We start from the raw sequence: 14,102 nt of genomic DNA, 5'->3' as shown, positions 1-14,102 counted from the left end.
GTCCGGTTTGGTCTTAGGCCGTCCGGTTGGCTAAGCTGGTCCGGTTGCCTGACACGGGTGACTACGCTCCCCGTGTCTCAAGCATGCACAGACAGAAGATATCCACTAGACACAAGGAGTTCGCGACATGGCTGCCGTCTGCGACGTATGCGCCAAGGGCCCCGGCTTCGGGAAGTCGGTCTCGCACTCGCACCGGCGTACCAATCGTCGCTGGAACCCGAACATCCAGAGCGTTCGCGCTCAGGTTGCACCGGGCAACACCCGCAAGATGAACGTGTGCACCTCCTGCCTGAAGGCAGGAAAGGTTGCTCGCGGCTGATCCCGGTCGAGATGTAGATCAAGGCCCCCGGTGCGTAATGCACCGGGGGCCTTGATCGTTCGGCCACCGATACCGATATGGTGCGACAGTGACCGATAACCAACAGTCCCTCGTACGCGTGGAGGACGGTGTGCTGCGGATCGCCGTGGCCACCGCCGAACACGGCACGTCGTTGTCCCCCGAAGGCATGCGACAGGGCATCGACGCCCTGCGTTCGGCCGGTCCCGAGATCGGTGCAGTCCTGCTCGTCGGCGAGGGCGCGAACTTCTGCGCGGGTGGAAACGTCCGCGGCTTCGCTGCGGCGGAAGACCGCAGCGCCCACCTGTTCGACATCGCGAACCTGTTCCACGACTTCATTCGCGCACTCGACGCCATCGCAGTTCCTGTCGTCGCTGCAGTGCACGGCTGGGCTGCGGGCGCGGGCATGAGCATCGTGCTGCACGCAGACATCGCGTTCGCAGGTCCCGGAACCAAGCTGCGGGCCGCCTACCCGTCGATCGGGTTCACCCCGGACGGCGGCATGTCGTGGACTCTGCCGCGCGTGGTGGGCCTCGCCCGCGCGCGTGAACTCATCCTCACGGACGCTGTCATCAGCGCCGAGGAAGGAGTCCGGCTGGGATTGCTCAGCCGCATCGTGGGCGACGACGAGATCCAGGGAGAAGCCCTGCGGATCGCGCGCACGCTCGCACACGGCCCGACGGCGGCCTACGCGGGAATCCACCGTCTGGTGAACGAGTCCGTTCACCGGTCGCTGTCCGAACAGATGGACGCCGAGGCCGCGTCGATCTCCGCAGCATCGACAACCCCCACAGGCATCGAAGGTGTGGACGCATTCGTCGAGAAGCGCCGCCCCGATTGGTCGCTCGGCGCCAACGCCGCACAGCAGTGATCGTCGCGAGCCGGTCGGCTAGGGCAGACGCCAGTCCACCGGCTCGCCACCCTGCTCCACCAGCAGCGCGTTCGCGCGACTGAAGGGCTTCGACCCGAAGAATCCTCGGGACGCCGACAACGGCGATGGGTGCGCAGACTCGACGGTCGGGACCCCGCCGAGAAGTGGGCGGAGGGTGGCTGCGTCGCGGCCCCACAGAATCGCGACGAGAGGGGCATCCCGTGCGACGAGCGCTCGGATCGCCTGTTCGGTAACGCTCTCCCACCCTTTACGCCGGTGTGATGCGGGCTCACCCGGTTGCACGGTGAGCACTCTGTTCAACAACAGCACGCCCTGTTCCGACCAGGGCGTGAGGTCACCGTTGGTGGGCTGCGGCAATCCGAGGTCTTCGCCGTACTCGCGGTAGATGTTGGCGAGGCTACGCGGAATTGGCCGCACATCCGGGGCCACAGAGAAGCTCAATCCGACCGCGTGGCCGGGCGTCGGGTACGGGTCCTGCCCGACGATCAGCACCCGCACGCCGTCGAACGGGTGGGTGAACGCGCGCAGCACGTTCTCACCGGCGGGAAGGTACCTGCGTCCGGCTGCGATCTCCGCCCTGAGGAAGGTGCCCATCGCGGTGATGTCTTCGGCGACGGGTGCGAGGGCTTGCGCCCAGCCCGGGTCGACGATCTCCGACAGAGGCTTCGCCGCCCGCTCTGTAGTCTGTTTGCTCACGTCAGGAACTCCTCTGTCATACGGTCCGGTCAGTCGATTCGACGCAGGGCGGTGCGGTAGTAGTCCGCGTTCGCGGCATACATCTTCGCGTTCGCATCGAAGTGGCCTTCGGGTAACTCGAATCCTTCACGAATCTTCGCGGGGATTCCCATCGCCATCCGACGCGCCGGCAGTTCGAAGCGCGGCGGGATGAGGGCACCTGCCGCAACCTGTGCGCCCTCGCCGATCGTCGACCCGTTGAGCACGAGCGAACCCGAGCCGATCAGGGCGCCGTCACCGATCGTGGCGCCCTCGATGTGTGTGTTGTGCCCGACCACGCATCGTGCGCCGAGGATCGTGTCGTCGATGGCGGTGCAGTGGATGATCGTGCCGTCCTGGATGTTGGTCTCATCGCCGACGACGATCCGGCCGTAATCGGCCCGCAGCACCGCGGTCGGCCACACCGAGGCATGAGCGCCGAGGGTGACGTTGCCGATGACCACCGCATCGGGGTGTACGTATGCAGTGGGGTGAATGTCGGGAATGCGGTCGCCGAGCGCGTAAACAGCCATGGGAAAAACCTATCTCGAGTTCACCGGCCCGAAACTTTCCCACCCGCCCCGGGCGCCCCACTTCCGGCCGTCGACCGTCACCCCACTGCCGTCGTGCACACGGCCGATCCGCCGCCATCCGTCCGGCAGATCCACCCCCGGGGGGAAGCACGCGGCCAGGGCGTGGTCTTCCCCGCCGGTGAAGACCCAGTTCCACGGGTCGGCTCCGAGCTCGTGTGCCGCGGCCCTCAGGCGTGCTGGGGGTTCGAGGGTGTGCTGTTCGACGGTGATCGCGACACCGGACGCGACCGCGATGTGCCCGAGATCGGCGAGCAGGCCGTCGGAGATGTCGGTGCCTGCACGAGCCCCGGCCAGTACCGCGCTGACGCCGGCCTCGTAGGGCGGTGTCGGAACCCGGTGGGCGTCGATGAGATCGGCGAATCCGGTGTGCTTCGCCTCGAGCAGAGCCAGACCCGCTGCGGATGCCCCGACGGTGCCTGCGAGTGCAACGATGTCGCCGGCGAGCGCTTCGGAGCGCAGCAACGGTGCGCGCCCCTGCAGGTCTCCGAGGACGGTAACTGAGACAACCACCTGTCCGGCCTGCACGAGATCCCCGCCGACCACGCCTGCGCCGATCGCTTCGGCAGCTTCACCGATACCCGCGGAGATCTCGTCGAGTATCGAGACCGGGGTGTCGGGCGGGCAGCCGAGACCCACGAGGAATGCGGTGGGACGTGCTCCCATCGCGGCGACGTCCGCCCCGTTCTGGGCCACCGCCTTGCGTCCGATGTCCCGCGGCGACGACCAGTCGAAGCGGAAGTGGCGACCTTCGACGAGCATGTCGGTGGAGACTGCTACGCGGCCATCGCCCGCCGCGACGATCGCAGCGTCGTGCCCCGGCCCCACCAGCGTCGTCTCGGGCTGTTGTCGCCCGGCGGTCGCGCGGACGATCGTGGGGAACTCCCCCACCTCGGCGACGGTGGGTTCTCGGCGGGGGCTGCTGGATGAACCGAGCGGATCCGACACGGTGATTGGCGCCTCTTTCTCGATCGGCTGTAGTTCGGACGGAGCACAAGCCCTGCTAGCGTCGTCAAACGCTACCTTCCTACCCGCTCACTCTCCGATTCCGGGAAACACATGAACGACAACTCCGCGCCCGAACCCGATCCGACCGCGCCCGATTCCGCCGAGACCCCCGATACCACTCAGGCCGCGGACGAGCACCGGCGTAGCCCCGCCACTATCGCCACCGCGGTCGCGCTTCCCGTCGCGCTGCTCACGGGGGTCGTCGTGGCTGCCATCATGGTGTCGCGGGATCCCGTGACCAGTCCGGTGGGACTGGGACCGGTGCCTGCACCAGAAGCAGAGTCGATCTCGTGCACCGACCTGCTCGCCGCAGTTCCCGAGAGCATGGGGGAATTCGCCCGCGCCGAGCTGGCCGATCCCGCGCCGGTCGGGGCCGCAGCATGGCAGGCGCCCGATGCGTCGGAGGTGGTTCTGAGGTGCGGTCTCGAACGACCCGCCGAGTTCGATCAGGCAGCTGCGTTGCAGGTCATCGACGGGGTCCAGTGGTTCGAGGTGTCGGGCGCCGAGCAGGGCATCGACGCCAGCACGTGGTACGCGGTGGACCGTCCGGTCTACGTTGCACTGACAGTGCCGAACGGCTCGGGACCGACTCCCCTGCAAGACATCTCGGCCGCAGTGATCGATGTCCTGCCACAGCACGAAATCGACCCGGCACCGGTGGAAGGCCCCTGACTCGGCGAGCTCAACGCGAGTGCATCGATCCGGTCTGCTCGTATCGCTGGTGGAAGCCGAACGCCTCGCCGAGCAGGTGCGGTGTATGGCCCGCGGTCTCGCCCGCTTCGGCACGGTCGACGTAGTCGGTCAGCTCCGCGCGATAGTCGGGATGTGCACATTTGTCGATGACAACCCGTGAACGTCGTCGTGGCGACAAGCCTCGCAGGTCTGCAAGGCCCTGCTCGGTGACGAGCACCTGCACGTCGTGCTCGGTGTGATCGACATGGGACACCATCGGCACGATCGAGGAGATAGCGCCGTCTCGTGCCGTGGACGGACTGAGGAACATCGACAGGTAGCCGTTGCGGGCGAAGTCGCCGGAACCGCCGATCCCGTTCATCATCCGCGTGCCCATTACATGGGTGGAATTGACGTTGCCGTAGATGTCGGCCTCGAGCATTCCGTTCATGCCGATGATGCCGAGCCGTCGCACGATCTCCGGGTGGTTACTGATCTCCTGGGGCCGAAGCATGATGCGGCCGCGGTAGAAATCGATGTTCTTCATCAATTCGTCGAGGCCGCTCTCCGACAGCGCCAACGCAGTTGCGGAGGCGAATCGTACTGTGCCGTCCTCGATCAGCTGCAGCATGCCGTCCTGGATGACCTCGGAATAGCAGGTCAACCCCCGGTACGGACCGCGGGACAGACCGGCGAGAACCGCATTGGCGACATTGCCGATACCCGCCTGCAGTGGAAGCAGGGTGTCGGCCGGGAGACGGCCCGCCGACACCTCGTGGCCGAAGAAATCGAGAACGTGCATCGCGATCGCTTCGCTGGTGTCGTCCTGCGGGGTCAGCTTGCTCGGGCTGTCAGGTTTGTGGGTTTCCACCACCGCGACGACGCGCTCGGGGTCGACCGTGAAGTGGGGCTGTCCGATCCGGTCGTCCACATCGGTGAGGAGGATCGGCCTACGGTGCGGTGGCAGCGCGGTGCCGTAATAGATGTCGTGGCAGCCCGTGAGCCCCTCGGGGATCCACGAGTTGACTTCGAGCACGATCCGGTCGGCCATATCGAGCCAGGTCTTGCTGTTGCCGACGGAGGTCGCCGCGATCAACTCACCCGATTCGGTGATGCCGGCGATCTCCACAACCGCAACGTCGATCGTGCCGTAGTAGCCCTCCCAGACCTGCTGTGCAACGTGCGACAGGTGGATGTCGACGTAGTCCATACGGCCGGCATTGATGGAGGCACGCGCGGTGGCCTCGGACTGGTAGGGCATCCGCAGCGCGACACCCTCGGTCTCGGCGAGCAGACGTTCGGTCTCGGTCGACACCGAGGCACCGGTCAGCAGGCCGATGGCGAATTCATCGCCGGCTGCACGAGCTCGGCGGATCCGCTCGGCCAGGGCCGGCGTTACGGCCTTCGGGGTACCTGCACTGGCGAAACCGCTGATCGCAACGGTGTCGCCGGGGTGGATGTATCGGACTGCCTCTTCCGCAGAGACCACCTTGGCGAGAAATTCCGGGTTCCTGATCCGTCCCGAAGTCGAGGAGGGGGCAACGGAGGCAGCGCTGATCGACATACGGGCAGTTTAGCGGCGGTAACGATCCGTCCGTCACACCACCCGCGCCGGGCCACCGTAACGTACAGATAGTAGGCCGTCGCGGCGACTACCGCGCAACGGGTGGACGTCGGAGCTTTCGTGCACGATGGGGCATATGAGCACCCCGATGATCGATTTGCGCGACGAGGCCGAACGGCTGCTCACCGAACTGGCCGGGCCCCACGCGACTCTCCGTGAGGACCAGTGGACTGCGATCGAGGCGCTCGTGGTGCACCGGCGCCGTGCCCTCGTGGTACAACGCACAGGCTGGGGCAAGTCCGCGGTTTACTTCATCTCCGCCAAACTTCTCCGCGCACGCGGCCACGGGCCCACCGTCATCGTCTCCCCGCTGCTCGCGTTGATGCGCAATCAGGTCGAGGCAGCAGAACGCGCAGGAGTTCGGGCCGCGACCATCAACTCCGGGAACATCACCGAGTGGGATGGGATTCACCAGCGCATCGCGCACAGCGAGGTCGACATTCTGCTCGTCAGCCCCGAGCGGCTCAACAACCCGGACTTCCGCGACGAGGTGCTGCCTGCGCTGGCACGCGACGCAGGGCTCGTCGTAGTCGACGAAGCGCACTGCGTGTCGGACTGGGGTCACGATTTCCGGCCCGACTATCGGCGTATCCGCACACTCGTGGCCGAACTCGGGGACGGCATCCCGGTCCTGGCGACCACCGCGACCGCGAACGACCGGGTAGTTGCGGATGTCGCCGCCCAATTGGGTGTGGGTGCGGGAAGCGACGACACGCTGGTCCTGCGGGGCGGACTCGACCGGCCGTCGCTGCACTTGTCGGTGGTGCGGATAGAGGAGCCGGCCCAGCGCGCCGCATGGCTTGCGCAACATCTCCACGAGCTCCCCGGCTCGGGCATCGTCTACGCACTGACCGTGTCCGCAGCACGCGACCTGGCATCGCTGCTCGCCGAACACGGTCACGCGGTGGCCGCTTACACCGGGCAGACCGACACCGCCGAGCGTGAACAGCTCGAGGCCGATCTCCTCGCGAACCGTGTCAAAGCACTGGTCGCGACTTCAGCACTCGGCATGGGCTTCGACAAACCCGACCTCGGGTTCGTAGTGCACCTCGGTGCTCCCTCGTCGCCGATCTCGTACTACCAGCAGGTCGGGCGCGCGGGCCGCTCCACAGATCGCGCCGACGTGATACTCCTACCCGGCAGTGAAGACCGACAGATATGGAAATGGTTCGCGTCCGTCGCATTCCCCGAGGAGTCGCTGGTGCGCCGCGTGATCGGCGCGCTGGACAGCGAGCGCCCATTGTCCACGCAGGCACTGGAGCCCCGAGTCGACCTGACTCGGTCCCGGCTCGAGATGGTTCTGAAGGTTCTCGATGTCGACGGTGCCGTTCGCCGCGTCAAGGGAGGCTGGATCGCTACCGGACGATCGTGGGACTACGACGCGGAGCGCTACGCCCGCCTCGAGGCAGCCCGCTCCGCCGAGCAGGAGGCGATGCTCGAATACGAGCGGACCGAGGGGTGCCGCATGGTCTACCTGCGCCGCCAACTGGACGACCCGGAGTCGAGCCGTGACATGCCCGGGTGCGGTCGGTGCGACAACTGCACAGGAGTGCGGTGGAGCGTCGATGTCGATGATGAACAGGTGCGGCGCACCCGAGCCCGGCTCGAACGCCCGGGTGTGGATCTCCCGCCACGCAAACAGTGGCCCACCGGCATGGCCACACTCGGAGTCAAGCTGTCCGGGAAGATCACGGACGGCCCGGAGCCTGGTCGCGTACTCGGCCGGCTGTCCGATCTCGGATGGGGTCCGCGTTTGCGAACACTGCTGGACGGTCCCGACGCGGACGCGCCCGAATCCGTCGTGAAGGCCGCCGTCGCCGTGCTGGCGGCATGGGACTGGGCCGAGCGGCCGACCGCGGTCATGGCACTCGAGTCGCCCGACCACCCGGTCCTGGTGGAGTCACTTGCCGGGCACCTCGCTCGACTGGGCCGCCTGACGAACCTGGGTGTCCTGCGGCGGCGACCCGACGCGCCGGCAGTGACCGCCGCGAACTCGGCGTACCGGATCGCTTCCTTGCTCGACGCGTGGGAACCGGTGGAACTCGACGGACATCACGGACCGGTGCTCCTCGTCGACGCCGTCACCGATACCGGGTGGACCTTGACCATGGCAGCGCGGCACCTCATCGCGGCGGGAGCCGGCGGGGTCCTGCCGTTCGCGCTGGCGAGCCCGAAGTAATCGCTCGGACAGCGACGGACGATACACAATTGTGACCGGCCTCACAACAGCCGCCTCACCTGCGCAGAACCCGGCAATCCCCCCGCGAATTCGGACCAAAGGGGTGATTTCGATCGGCACTCTTGTTAGGTTCGAACTACTTATGAAGCCCGTTATGGAAAGTAGTACCCCAACCACCGAACCGGCTGAATTGAGTTTTCGGAGCCCAGAGATCTCCGACGGAAAGCGCTTGTGGCAGATTGCCCGTGATTCCGAAGTACTCGACGTCAATTCCGGTTATGCGTATGTGCTGTGGTGTCGCGATTTCGCCGACACGTCTGTTGTGGCCGTGGACGAGACCGACCGCCCGGTCGGATTCATCACCGGCTACCGCAGGCAGGATTCCCCCCAGACACTGTTCGTATGGCAGGTCGCTGTCGATGCTGATCAGCGTGGCCGCGGAGTGGCCGGGCGCATGCTCGACGCCCTCCTCGACCGACTCCGCCCGTCCGGCGTGACCCGGTTGGAAACCACCGTGAGCCCCGACAACGCTGCTTCGATCGCCATGTTCACCGCCCTGGCACGACGCCGTGGCACCCATATCACGCGAACCGACTTGTTCGCTCCCGACGATTTTCCCGATTCACATCTGGCAGAAGATCTTTACACGATCGGCGATTGATCAGGCATTACGGGAATTTCCGCGCCGAGTTCGTCATCGAAATTCATAACAGGAGGACCAGAGAAAATGACCATCCTGGAAGACAAGCCTGGCACCCACGCTGGTAACGATATCTTCGAGCACCTCGAATCCGAGGTTCGCAGTTACAGCCGTGGGTGGCCCGCAGTATTCGAAACAGCGTCCGGCTCCTGGTTGCGGAGCGAGGACGGCAAGGACTACCTGGATTTCTTCGCCGGCGCCGGAGCACTCAATTACGGCCACAACAACCCGGTCCTGAAGTCCGCGCTGGTGGACTACATCATGAAGGACGGGGTCACCCACGGCCTCGATATGATGACCACCGCCAAGCGCGACCTGCTCGAGACTTTCGAGAACGTGATCCTGAAGCCGCGCGGACTCGACTACAAGGTCCAGTTCCCCGGCCCCACGGGTACCAACACCGTCGAGGCCGCGCTCAAGCTGGCCCGCAAGGTCACCGGACGCGAATCGATCATCAACTTCACCAACGCGTTCCACGGCATGACGCTCGGTGCACTGTCGGTCACCGGCAACTCCATGAAGCGCGCCGGTGCCGGTGTGCCACTCGTCCACGCCACCCCCATGCCGTTCGACAACTACTTCAACGGCGTCACCGAGGACTTCCAGTGGTTCTCACGCGTCCTCGACGATTCCGGCAGTGGCCTGAACCGGCCCGCCGCTGTCATCGTCGAAACCGTTCAGGGTGAGGGCGGTGTCAATGTCGCACGCGCAGAATGGCTCCGCGCCCTGGCAGATCTGTGCGCCGAGCGCGAGATCCTGCTCATCGTCGACGACGTCCAGATGGGCTGTGGCCGTACGGGTGCGTTCTTCTCGTTCGAGGAAGCCGGCATCACCCCGGACATCGTGACGCTGTCGAAGTCCATCGGTGGGTACGGCATGCCGATGGCGCTGACGCTGTTCAAGCGCGAACTCGACGTCTGGGGCCCGGGTGAGCACAACGGCACCTTCCGCGGGAACAGCCCGTCGTTCATCACGGCAACTGCAGCGCTGAACCACTACTGGACCAACGACGAGCTCGAGCGCGGCACACTCCGTAAGGGTGAGCGCATCCACCAGACCTTCATGAACCTGTCGGACATGTTCGAGGGTGTGTCCACTCGCGGCCGCGGCCTGGTCCAGGGTCTCGTGTTCGATGATCCGTCGGATGCCCAGAAGGTGTGTGCCCTCGCATTCGAGAAGGGCCTGCTGGCCGAGACGTCGGGTCCGTCCGACGAGGTGGTCAAGCTGCTGCCGCCGCTGACCATCACCGATGACGAACTCGAGTACGGTCTGAACATCCTCGCGGAGGCCACCGCCAAGGTCCGTTCCTGACCACTGACTTCCCAGTTCACCAATAGAAAGAGCATCGCTTCACATGATCGTGCGCACCACCGAGGAAATCACCGATACCGAGCGCGACATCACCTCCGATGACGGACAGTGGCGCAGCAAGCGCATCGTCCTCGCCGGTGACAAGGTCGGCTTCTCGTTCCATGAGACGACTATCGAGGCCGGGACGATCAACGAGTTCCACTATGCCAACCACATCGAGGCCGTCTGGCTGGTGGAGGGCACCGGCAAGCTGCGCGACCTGGACAACGATGTCGTGTACGACCTCGGACCCGGATCCATGTACCTACTCAACGGGCACGAGCGGCACCGCGTCGAGCCGGAGACCCGCATGCGGATGCTGTGCGTGTTCAATCCCCCGGTCACCGGCCGTGAGGTGCACGACGAGAACGGGGTCTACCCGCTCATCGTCGAAGAAACCGCCTGATCGTTCCGAACATCGGGGTCACACAGCGTGACCGATGCGGGGTGGACGCATAGAGTCGAGGCCATGGCCTCCACTCAGCGTTCGCCCCGCATTGCTGTCGGTCCCAGGTCCGACGCCATGTTCGTACGGGCGGTCAGCAGCGGAGGTGGCATCCCGGTGCCACTCGAGGAGAGGCCCGACGCACTGATCTGGACCAGCGGGCCGGACTCGTTCCCTCCGGCTCTGCCCGAGTCGGTCCGCTGGGTTCAATTGCCCTCCGCGGGAGTCGAGCAATGGCTCGAGTGGGGCATCATCAAGCGTCACCCGCAGATACTCTGGTCGTCTGCGGCCGGCGCCTACTCCGCAACGGTCGCCGAACACGCCCTGATGTTGCTACTCGCCGGTGTGCGAGCACTCCCCCAGCATCTCGCGACGACATCGTGGCAACCCGAGGAGTTCTATCCACGTCTGGGCACATTGCGCGGAGCGACGGTCGGGATCATCGGCGCGGGCGGGATCGGACGTGCCCTCATCCCAATGCTTTCGTCGCTCGGCGCGCAGGCTCTGGCCGTCAACCGCAGCGGACGTCCCGTCCCCGGCGCGGTCGAGACCTTCTCGGCCGAAAGGATCGACGAGATCTGGCCTCTTGCAGATCATTTCGTCGTATCAGCTGCAGCCACGCCCGAGACCGAGCAGCTGATCGGCGCGGCCGAGTTGGCCGCGATGAAGTCGACCGCCTGGCTGGTCAACATTGCCCGCGGCAGCCTCATCGACACCGAGGCACTCGTCCACGCTCTGGCGACCGGCACGATTGCGGGCGCCGGACTCGACGTCACCGATCCCGAGCCTCTTCCCGAGGGGCACCCCTTGTGGTCGCTGCCCAATGCGATGGTCACCCCGCATGATTCGAATCCACCGGCCCTGCGGATGCCCGCCTATGTGGAACGGGTGATCGAGAATGTCACGCGGTTCGCGTCGGGCGTCGAGCCGGTCGCAGTGCTCGATGTCAGCGCCGGCTACTGAGGTTCCGTGCCCTCCGGAGATTCTCGCTCGTCCCGATCAGCCCATTCCAGCAGCGTCCCGAGCGAGAACGCACGCTCGTCGATTCCGGCCTGCAGGTCACCGAGTTTCGCGAATCGCTCGGGAACGGTCTCGATCGTGAAGTCGCGGGGATCGAGGTCATCGATCTCGTTCCACCGCACCGGTGCCGACACGGTCGCCTCCGGAACACCCCGGACCGAGTACGCGCTCGCAATCGTGTGGTCGCGGGCGTTCTGGTTGTAGTCGACGAACACTGCGGTCGGATCTCTGTCCTTACGCCACCACGCGGTGGTCACCCGATCCGGCGCACGGCGCTCTATTTCTCGCGCGAAAGCCAGTGCAGCCCTGCGCACATCGCCGAACTCCCAGTTCGGTTCGATTCGGACGTACACGTGGAGTCCGCGCCCACCTGAGGTCTTCGGCCACCCCACTATTCCCAGTTCGTCGAGCGCCTCGTGCACAATCGACGCGACGAGCTGCACCTTCCCGAAGTCGCATCCGGGCATCGGATCGAGATCGATCCGCCACTCGTCCGGCTTCTCCACGTCGGCGCGGCGTGAGTTCCACGGGTGGAACTCCACCGTCGACATCTGTACCGCCCACACGACATCCGCGAGATGGGTGACGCACAGTTCGTCGGCGTCTCGGTTGTACCGGGGAAAGTGCACACGGACGGTCTGCACCCAGTCCGGTGCACCGCGCGGCAGTCGCTTCTGGTGCACCTTGTCGCCGTCGAGACCGTCGGGAAATCGGTGCAGCATGCACGGCCGGTCCCGCAATGCGCGGACGATACCGTCTCCGACGGCGATGTAGTACCGGGCCAGGTCGAGCTTGGTGATGCCGAGCGCCGGAAAGTAGATGCGTTCGGGATGCGAGATCCGTACCGCCCTGCCGTCGACGTCGATTTCCACAGCCTTCGACGAATCCTTTGCTGCTCCCATCCCCGTCTCCCCTCGTCGCGTCGCCCTACACTCCATGGTCGCCGGTCGCTGCGCGCCACATCCCGCATTCGTCGACATCGAGAACAATCCGGCGATAGCGTCGAACCGTGTTCTTCACACAGGTGGTCGAGACCTCCGCCGCAGTTGCCGCGACGCGGTCGAGGAAGGTCAAGATCGCCGCCCTGCGTGCGCTCCTCGAACAGGCGACCGCCGGGGAGGTCGAGCCGGTGGTGTCGTGGCTGTCCGGAGCGCTGCCACAAGGGCGCATCGGCATCGGATTCCGCACCCTCATGGTGTTGCAGGCAACCCCCGCTACACATCCGACGCTGGTGGTAACGGATGTCGACTCTCTCGTCGACCGCATCGCCGGCCTGTCCGGTCCCGGATCGACCGGGTCGAGGCAGACTCTGCTCTCCGAGCTGTTCACCCGTGCCACGGCGCAGGAACAGGCATTCCTGGCACAGCTACTCGGAGGGGAACTCCGACAAGGTGCACTCGAAGGCGTGATGATCGACGCCGTAGCGGTCACCGCGGAGCTGCCTGCCGACACCGTACGACGAGCGGTGATGCTCTCGGGGCAGCTTTCCCGCGCGGCAGCCGCTGCGCTTGCCGGTGGGCAAAGCGCCCTTGCCGCGTTCCGACTCGAACTCGGGCGACCTGTCCGGCCGATGCTTGCCGTGCCCGCTGAATCCCTCGAGTCAGCGCTCGACGAGTTCGCCGGGGAATGCAGTGTCGAGTACAAGCTCGACGGTGCGCGCATCCAGGTGCATCGCGCCGGCGATTCGGTGTGGGTCTTCACCCGGACCCTGCGCGAGATCACCTCGTCGGTGCCCGAACTCGTCGAACTCGTGGCCGCACTACCGTGCCGCAGTGTTGTGCTGGACGGGGAGACACTCGCCCTCACCGATTCCGGGCGTCCCCGGCCGTTCCAGGAGACCATGAGCCGCTTCGGGGCGAGCACCACACGCGAGCTCCTCCTCCACCCGTTCTTCTTCGACTGCCTCCACCTGGACGGCGTGGATCTACTCGATCTTCCACTGTCCGAACGCCTTACGTTCCTGGATCGCGCCGCAGGCGCGCACAGGATTCCGTCGGTCGTGGCACCGGATCCGGCTGCTGCGCATGCTCACCTGGACGCCGCCCTCGAACACGGTCACGAGGGGATCATGATCAAGTCCTTGTCGGCTCGCTATCTGGCCGGTCGCCGCGGCCACTCGTGGCAGAAGGTCAAGCCCGAGCACACACTCGACCTGATCGTTCTCGGTGCCGAATGGGGATACGGGCGCCGCACCGGGTTCCTGTCCAATCTGCACCTCGGTGCGCGCGACCCCGACGGAGGTTCACCGATCATGGTCGGTAAGACCTTCAAGGGATTGACCGACGAACTGTTGCGGTGGCAGACCAGCGAGTTTCCCGCGTTCGAATCCCACCGCGATGAGCACACCGTGTACCTGCGGCCCGCGTTGGTCGTGGAGATCGAGCTCGACGGTGTGCAGTCCAGCATCCGATATCCGGGTGGTGTCACGCTGCGTTTCGCCAGGGTCCTGCGCTACCGCCCCGACAAGTCTCCTGCCGACGCCGACAGTATCGACGTTGTCCGAGACCTCCTGCCCGCCCGCGGACCGAACACAACAGTCCGGGAATAGGATGGTGCCGCGAAGGAGGGCCC

At 65.7% G+C, this 14,102-nt stretch carries 14 protein-coding genes; 9 read left to right on the top strand and 5 right to left on the bottom strand.

Annotation, left to right across the window (positions count from 1 at the left end; all coding sequences use genetic code 11):
- The first annotated feature begins 127 nt into the window (after positions 1–127).
- Positions 128–319 (top strand): 50S ribosomal protein L28, encoded by a 192-nt coding sequence (gene rpmB / locus HCA61_RS13090; RefSeq protein WP_054720034.1) that lies wholly within the window; start codon positions 128–130, stop codon positions 317–319.
- Between the two features lie 88 nt (positions 320–407).
- On the top strand, positions 408–1,208 hold the full coding sequence (locus HCA61_RS13085) for an enoyl-CoA hydratase-related protein (protein WP_169688627.1): 801 nt from the start codon (positions 408–410) through the stop codon (positions 1,206–1,208).
- 18 nt (positions 1,209–1,226) lie between these two features.
- Here HCA61_RS13085 and HCA61_RS13080 read toward each other — a convergent pair whose 3' ends face one another.
- The 3 genes from HCA61_RS13080 to HCA61_RS13070 are packed head-to-tail and all read right to left on the bottom strand — an operon-like array spanning position 1,227 to position 3,481.
- Positions 1,227–1,925 carry a uracil-DNA glycosylase gene (locus HCA61_RS13080; RefSeq protein ID WP_169688626.1) on the bottom strand — a complete coding sequence of 233 codons (699 nt, stop codon included), beginning with the start codon at positions 1,923–1,925 and terminating at the stop codon, positions 1,227–1,229.
- Between the two features lie 29 nt (positions 1,926–1,954).
- Entirely contained in the window at positions 1,955–2,476 is a 522-nt protein-coding gene (locus HCA61_RS13075; protein WP_169688625.1) for a gamma carbonic anhydrase family protein, read from the bottom strand.
- A gap of 9 nt (positions 2,477–2,485) precedes the next feature.
- Positions 2,486–3,481, bottom strand: a complete 996-nt coding sequence (locus HCA61_RS13070) for a thiamine-phosphate kinase (RefSeq protein WP_169688624.1) — start codon at positions 3,479–3,481, stop codon at positions 2,486–2,488.
- A gap of 111 nt (positions 3,482–3,592) precedes the next feature.
- Here HCA61_RS13070 and HCA61_RS13065 point away from each other — a divergent pair, with 111 nt between their 5' ends.
- Positions 3,593–4,213 carry a DUF3515 domain-containing protein gene (locus HCA61_RS13065; RefSeq protein WP_169688623.1) on the top strand — a complete coding sequence of 207 codons (621 nt, stop codon included), beginning with the start codon at positions 3,593–3,595 and terminating at the stop codon, positions 4,211–4,213.
- Positions 4,214–4,223: 10 nt separating this feature from the next.
- Here HCA61_RS13065 and HCA61_RS13060 read toward each other — a convergent pair whose 3' ends face one another.
- Positions 4,224–5,777 carry an acetyl-CoA hydrolase/transferase family protein gene (locus tag HCA61_RS13060; protein ID WP_169688622.1) on the bottom strand — a complete coding sequence of 518 codons (1,554 nt, stop codon included), beginning with the start codon at positions 5,775–5,777 and terminating at the stop codon, positions 4,224–4,226.
- A gap of 136 nt (positions 5,778–5,913) precedes the next feature.
- On the opposite strand from HCA61_RS13060, the gene HCA61_RS13055 reads away from it, so the two are divergent.
- From HCA61_RS13055 to HCA61_RS13035, 5 genes are all read left to right on the top strand, one after another.
- A complete protein-coding gene (locus tag HCA61_RS13055) occupies positions 5,914–8,016 on the top strand; it encodes a RecQ family ATP-dependent DNA helicase (RefSeq protein ID WP_169688621.1) in 2,103 nt (700 codons plus the stop codon).
- 142 nt (positions 8,017–8,158) lie between these two features.
- Positions 8,159–8,677 carry a diaminobutyrate acetyltransferase gene (gene ectA / locus HCA61_RS13050; protein WP_169688620.1) on the top strand — a complete coding sequence of 173 codons (519 nt, stop codon included), beginning with the start codon at positions 8,159–8,161 and terminating at the stop codon, positions 8,675–8,677.
- A 66-nt stretch (positions 8,678–8,743) separates the two neighbouring features.
- Positions 8,744–10,027, top strand: a complete 1,284-nt coding sequence (gene ectB, locus HCA61_RS13045) for a diaminobutyrate--2-oxoglutarate transaminase (protein ID WP_169688619.1) — start codon at positions 8,744–8,746, stop codon at positions 10,025–10,027.
- Between the two features lie 43 nt (positions 10,028–10,070).
- Positions 10,071–10,472, top strand: coding sequence for an ectoine synthase (locus HCA61_RS13040; protein ID WP_169688618.1), 402 nt, complete (start codon positions 10,071–10,073; stop codon positions 10,470–10,472).
- A 117-nt stretch (positions 10,473–10,589) separates the two neighbouring features.
- Positions 10,590–11,474 carry a D-isomer specific 2-hydroxyacid dehydrogenase family protein gene (locus HCA61_RS13035; protein WP_240959392.1) on the top strand — a complete coding sequence of 295 codons (885 nt, stop codon included), beginning with the start codon at positions 10,590–10,592 and terminating at the stop codon, positions 11,472–11,474.
- On the opposite strand, the gene ligD is transcribed toward HCA61_RS13035, so the two are convergent.
- Positions 11,468–12,433, bottom strand: a complete 966-nt coding sequence (ligD, locus tag HCA61_RS13030; protein WP_169688616.1) for a non-homologous end-joining DNA ligase — start codon at positions 12,431–12,433, stop codon at positions 11,468–11,470. The genes HCA61_RS13035 and ligD overlap by 7 nt on opposite strands.
- A 107-nt stretch (positions 12,434–12,540) precedes the next feature.
- Between ligD and HCA61_RS13025 the strand changes: the two genes are divergently transcribed.
- Positions 12,541–14,079 carry an ATP-dependent DNA ligase gene (locus tag HCA61_RS13025; RefSeq protein WP_169688615.1) on the top strand — a complete coding sequence of 513 codons (1,539 nt, stop codon included), beginning with the start codon at positions 12,541–12,543 and terminating at the stop codon, positions 14,077–14,079.
- Positions 14,080–14,102 lie beyond the last annotated feature (23 nt).

It is taken from the genome of Rhodococcus sp. HNM0563 (assembly GCF_012726195.1).
Lineage (GTDB): Bacteria > Actinomycetota > Actinomycetes > Mycobacteriales > Mycobacteriaceae > Rhodococcus.
This window is presented reverse-complemented; position numbering and strand designations above follow the sequence as displayed.

What these genes read in the sequence shown, in the direction of transcription:
- rpmB (WP_054720034.1), top strand. Translation starts at nt 128, where the DNA reads ATGGCTGCCGTCTGCGACGTATGCGCCAAGGGCCCCGGCTTCGGGAAG.
- HCA61_RS13075 (WP_169688625.1), bottom strand. Translation starts at nt 2,476, where the DNA reads ATGGCTGTTTACGCGCTCGGCGACCGCATTCCCGACATTCACCCCACT.
- HCA61_RS13065 (WP_169688623.1), top strand. Translation starts at nt 3,593, where the DNA reads ATGAACGACAACTCCGCGCCCGAACCCGATCCGACCGCGCCCGATTCC.
- HCA61_RS13060 (WP_169688622.1), bottom strand. Translation starts at nt 5,777, where the DNA reads ATGTCGATCAGCGCTGCCTCCGTTGCCCCCTCCTCGACTTCGGGACGG.
- HCA61_RS13055 (WP_169688621.1), top strand. Translation starts at nt 5,914, where the DNA reads ATGAGCACCCCGATGATCGATTTGCGCGACGAGGCCGAACGGCTGCTC.
- ectA (WP_169688620.1), top strand. Translation starts at nt 8,159, where the DNA reads ATGAAGCCCGTTATGGAAAGTAGTACCCCAACCACCGAACCGGCTGAA.
- ectB (WP_169688619.1), top strand. Translation starts at nt 8,744, where the DNA reads ATGACCATCCTGGAAGACAAGCCTGGCACCCACGCTGGTAACGATATC.
- HCA61_RS13040 (WP_169688618.1), top strand. Translation starts at nt 10,071, where the DNA reads ATGATCGTGCGCACCACCGAGGAAATCACCGATACCGAGCGCGACATC.
- HCA61_RS13035 (WP_240959392.1), top strand. Translation starts at nt 10,590, where the DNA reads ATGTTCGTACGGGCGGTCAGCAGCGGAGGTGGCATCCCGGTGCCACTC.
- ligD (WP_169688616.1), bottom strand. Translation starts at nt 12,433, where the DNA reads ATGGGAGCAGCAAAGGATTCGTCGAAGGCTGTGGAAATCGACGTCGAC.